At 54.9% G+C, this 3906-nt stretch carries 2 protein-coding genes; both read left to right on the top strand.

Annotation, left to right across the window (positions count from 1 at the left end; genetic code table 11):
* A partial coding sequence (locus ABYT30_RS16760) for a GspE/PulE family protein (protein WP_373097584.1) occupies positions 1-1119 on the top strand: 1119 nt, incomplete at its 5' end.
* Positions 1120-1137: 18 nt separating this feature from the next.
* The coding region (gene glnE / locus ABYT30_RS16755) for a bifunctional [glutamate--ammonia ligase]-adenylyl-L-tyrosine phosphorylase/[glutamate--ammonia-ligase] adenylyltransferase (RefSeq protein WP_373097583.1) at positions 1138-3906 on the top strand (2769 nt) is incomplete at its 3' end.

The following is a 3906-nucleotide window of genomic DNA, read 5'->3' as shown; positions in this document are numbered from 1 at the left end:
GCCAGCGATATACATATTGAGCCGCGCCGTGAGCAGGGTAATGTCCGCTTTCGTATCGACGGCGTGCTTTATAATGTTTATGAACTCCCGGCTACGGTGCTCACCGCGGTGGTGAGCCGTTTAAAAATTCTCGGCCGGATGGACGTCGCCGAGAAGCGCCGCCCCCAGGATGGTCGTTTGAAAACCAAAAACCCGGGTGGCGATGAAATTGAGTTGCGCTTATCGACCCTGCCCACTGCTTTTGGCGAAAAAATGGTGATGCGGATCTTTGATCCCGAGGTATTGCTGCGCAGCTTTGATGAATTGGGTCTGCGCGGAGAGGACCGCCAGCGCTGGGACGGCATGATCCGCTCGGCGCACGGTATTGTCTTGGTGACCGGCCCCACTGGGTCTGGTAAAACCACCACTTTGTACTCTAGCCTCAAGCAAATCGCCACCTCCGAAGTGAATGTCTGCACCATTGAAGACCCGATTGAAATGGTGGAAGACGCCTTTAATCAAATGCAGGTGCAACACAATATTAATCTCGATTTTGCCGGTGGCGTGCGGGCGCTGCTGCGTCAAGACCCTGACATCATCATGATTGGTGAAATTCGCGATTTAGAAACCGCCGAAATGGCGATACAGGCGGCGCTTACCGGTCATTTGGTGATCTCAACGCTGCATACTAATGATGCGCCGTCTGCGGTGACGCGCTTGCTAGAGCTAGGGGTGCCCGCGTACTTGATTCGCGCCACGGTGCTCGGCGTGATGGCCCAGCGCCTAGTGCGCACGCTGTGCCCGCACTGCAAAGAAGCGGTTGAGCTAAATGACATAGACTGGACGACCTTAACCGCGCCGTGGAAGGTGACGCCACCAAAACAGGTGTTTCATGCGCCTGGGTGCTTAGAATGCCGCAACACTGGTTTTTATGGTCGTCAGGGAATTTATGAGATTCTGCCGGTTGAAGGTTCAATTCAAAGTGCCATCGGCGATGATATTGAGTTAGATAATTTACGCCGTTTAGCGATGAAAAACGGCATGCGAACCTTGCGCCTAAGTGGCGCTCAGAAAGTAGCACGAGGCGAAACCACCATCGCTGAAGTATTGCGAGTGGCGCCGCCAGTGCAAACTCAATAACGATAAAGAAGGGGGCGCATGGTGTCAGCAGAGATCTTGGGGCTGCAGGCTGGGGAACTGCCCGAGCCGCTTAATGGCGATGTTGTGCAGCGCTGGCAGAGCGTACTTGAACGCTGTGATACCTCGGAATTAAATGCCGCGAGGCAGTGGTATTGTGACTTCGCCGCGTCGAGTCGGCGGATTGAGCTACTGCGGGCGTTCGCCTGCAGTCCAGCACTCGCTGATCTGTGTGTTCGTCACCCTGAGTGGCTACCCGCACTTGACGACAAAGCGCTGCTCGCGAATAGCGTAGCCGCTGATAGTTGGCGCAATGAATTACTTGCCGAGTGTGCCACCTGCAGCAGCGCTGAGGATCTCGCTCGGGTGCTGCGGCAGTTTCGTAATCGCCACTGGCTGCGCATTGTCTGGCGCGACCTCAATCGTTTGGCGGAAATGGAAGAAACCGTTGCCGACCTGTCGCATATGGCCGAGGCCTGTGTGGATGTGGCTCTGGATTTCCTGCACCGGCAATTGTGTGAGGAGCGCGGTCAGCCGCAATCGAAAGCCGGTACTCCCCAGCAATTAGTTGTGATTGCCATGGGTAAATTAGGGGCTGGCGAACTTAATTTGTCCTCGGATATTGACCTTATATTTGCCTATCCGGAAGCGGGGGAAACGGCGGGGGCGGCCCGCAGTGTCGATAACCAAGAATTCTTTATTCGCCTCGGTCAGCGTCTAATCAAGGCACTGGATACCCGCACCGCCGATGGTTTTGTATTTCGCGTAGACATGCGTCTGCGGCCCTACGGCCAGAGCGGCCCGCTGGTCATCAGTTTTGACGCGCTGGAAGAGTACTACCAAGACCAGGGCCGCGACTGGGAGCGCTATGCGCTAATTAAAGCACGCTGTATTGCTGGCGATCGCACTGCTGGCGCGCAATTGCTGGCGCAGCTGCGGCCCTTTGTGTACCGGCGTTATTTGGATTTCTCCGCTATTGAGTCCCTGCGAGAAATGAAGGGCATGATTCAGCGTGAGGTGCTGCGTCGCCAGTTGCAAGACAATATCAAACTGGGTGCTGGTGGGATTCGCGAAATTGAATTTATTGCACAGTGCTTTCAGCTTATTCGCGGCGGCCAAGAACTCCCTCTGCAGGCCTTAGAATTGCAGACAATTTTGCAGGAGTTAGCCAAGCAGCAGTATTTACCCGTTGATGTGGTGTCTGAATTAATCGAAGCGTATCGTTTTTTACGTAATACCGAACATGCTATTCAAGCCGCGCGCGACCAGCAAACTCAACAGTTACCTAGCAGTGACAGCGAGCGCTGTGCACTTGCTTTAGCGATGGGTTTTACGGGCGATTGGGCGGCGTTTGTGGCGGCGCTAAGTGAACATCGCCAGCGCGTGAGTCACTGTTTTGCTAATGTTATCGCGCCGGTAGAAACCGATGTTGAGCGACCACACCTGAGCCACCAGCGCTGGCGCTCGATGCTTGATGATCTTCATCAAGACGTGGTGCGCGCTACCCTTGAAGAAGCGGGTTTCGATGCCGCCGACGAAGCTGCACGTTTATTGGTTGCCCTACTCAAAGGCGCGAGTGTGCAGCGCATGCAAGGTCGGGGTCGCGATCGTCTCTATGGTTTGCTGCCGTTGTTGCTGGAAGATTTGTGTGGGGTATCCGCACCAACCGAAACCCTGTTGCGGCTGATTCCTTTTATCGAAGCCGTGCTGCGTCGTACCGCCTACTTGGTTTTACTCATCGAAAACCCCGGCGCACGTGGCCGCTTGGTAGAGCTCTGCGACGCCAGCCCTTGGATAGCCCGGCAGCTGGCGGCGCATCCGGTATTGCTCGATGAGCTGCTCGATGCCCGCAGCCTGTATTCCATGCCAGACAAAGACGGTTTAACGAGCGAGTTGCGCCAGCGCTTACTGCGCATCGAAGGCGACGATCTCGAGGCGCAAATGGAGGCGCTGCGCTATTTCCGGCTCGCACATGTACTCCGCGTGGCGGCCTCGGAGGTCACGGATAGTCTGCCTTTGATGAAAGTGAGTGATTACCTCACCGCGATTGCCGAGGTGGTGCTGGCTGCGGTCTTGGATATCGCTTGGCAGAATTTGATCGATAAGCACGGTAGCCCAGTGCCGGCAGGTGATGATCAGCGCCACTTTGTGGTGCTGGGCTATGGCAAGTTGGGCGGTATCGAACTTAGTTACGGCTCAGATCTTGATTTGGTGTTTCTCCACGATTTGCCGTCAAGCGCAATGACCGACGGCGACCGACAAGTTGACGCCGGCACGTTTTTCACCCGTCTCGGTCAGCGCATAATTCATATTTTGACCACCACGACGCGGCTTGGCGCCCTTTATGAGGTGGATATGCGCTTGCGGCCGTCGGGCAATTCCGGTTTGTTAGTCTCGTCTTTTACGGCGTTTAGTGATTATCAGCAAAATCAGGCCTGGACCTGGGAGCATCAGGCCCTCGTCCGGGTGAGGGCGGTGGCTGGTGACGCTAAGCTGGCGGAAAAATTCGACGATTTGCGTAGGCAGATCCTGTGTAAAACGCGGCAGCAGGCGGCACTTGCCGAAGAAGTCATCGCTATGCGCCAGAAAATGCGGGAGCACTTACTGCTTGGCGTAAATAAAAATACCGAATTTGACCTTAAACAAGGCGAGGGAGGTATCGTTGATATTGAATTTATGGTGCAATATGCCGTTTTAGCATGGTCACATCAGCACCCACCGCTTACACATTACACTGATAACATCCGCATACTGGAATCACTGAATAATAACGGTCTGATTTCGAGCGCG

Origin of the sequence: Zhongshania sp. (assembly GCF_041623545.1) — a bacterium.
GTDB lineage: Bacteria > Pseudomonadota > Gammaproteobacteria > Pseudomonadales > Spongiibacteraceae > Spongiibacter.
This window is presented reverse-complemented; position numbering and strand designations above follow the sequence as displayed.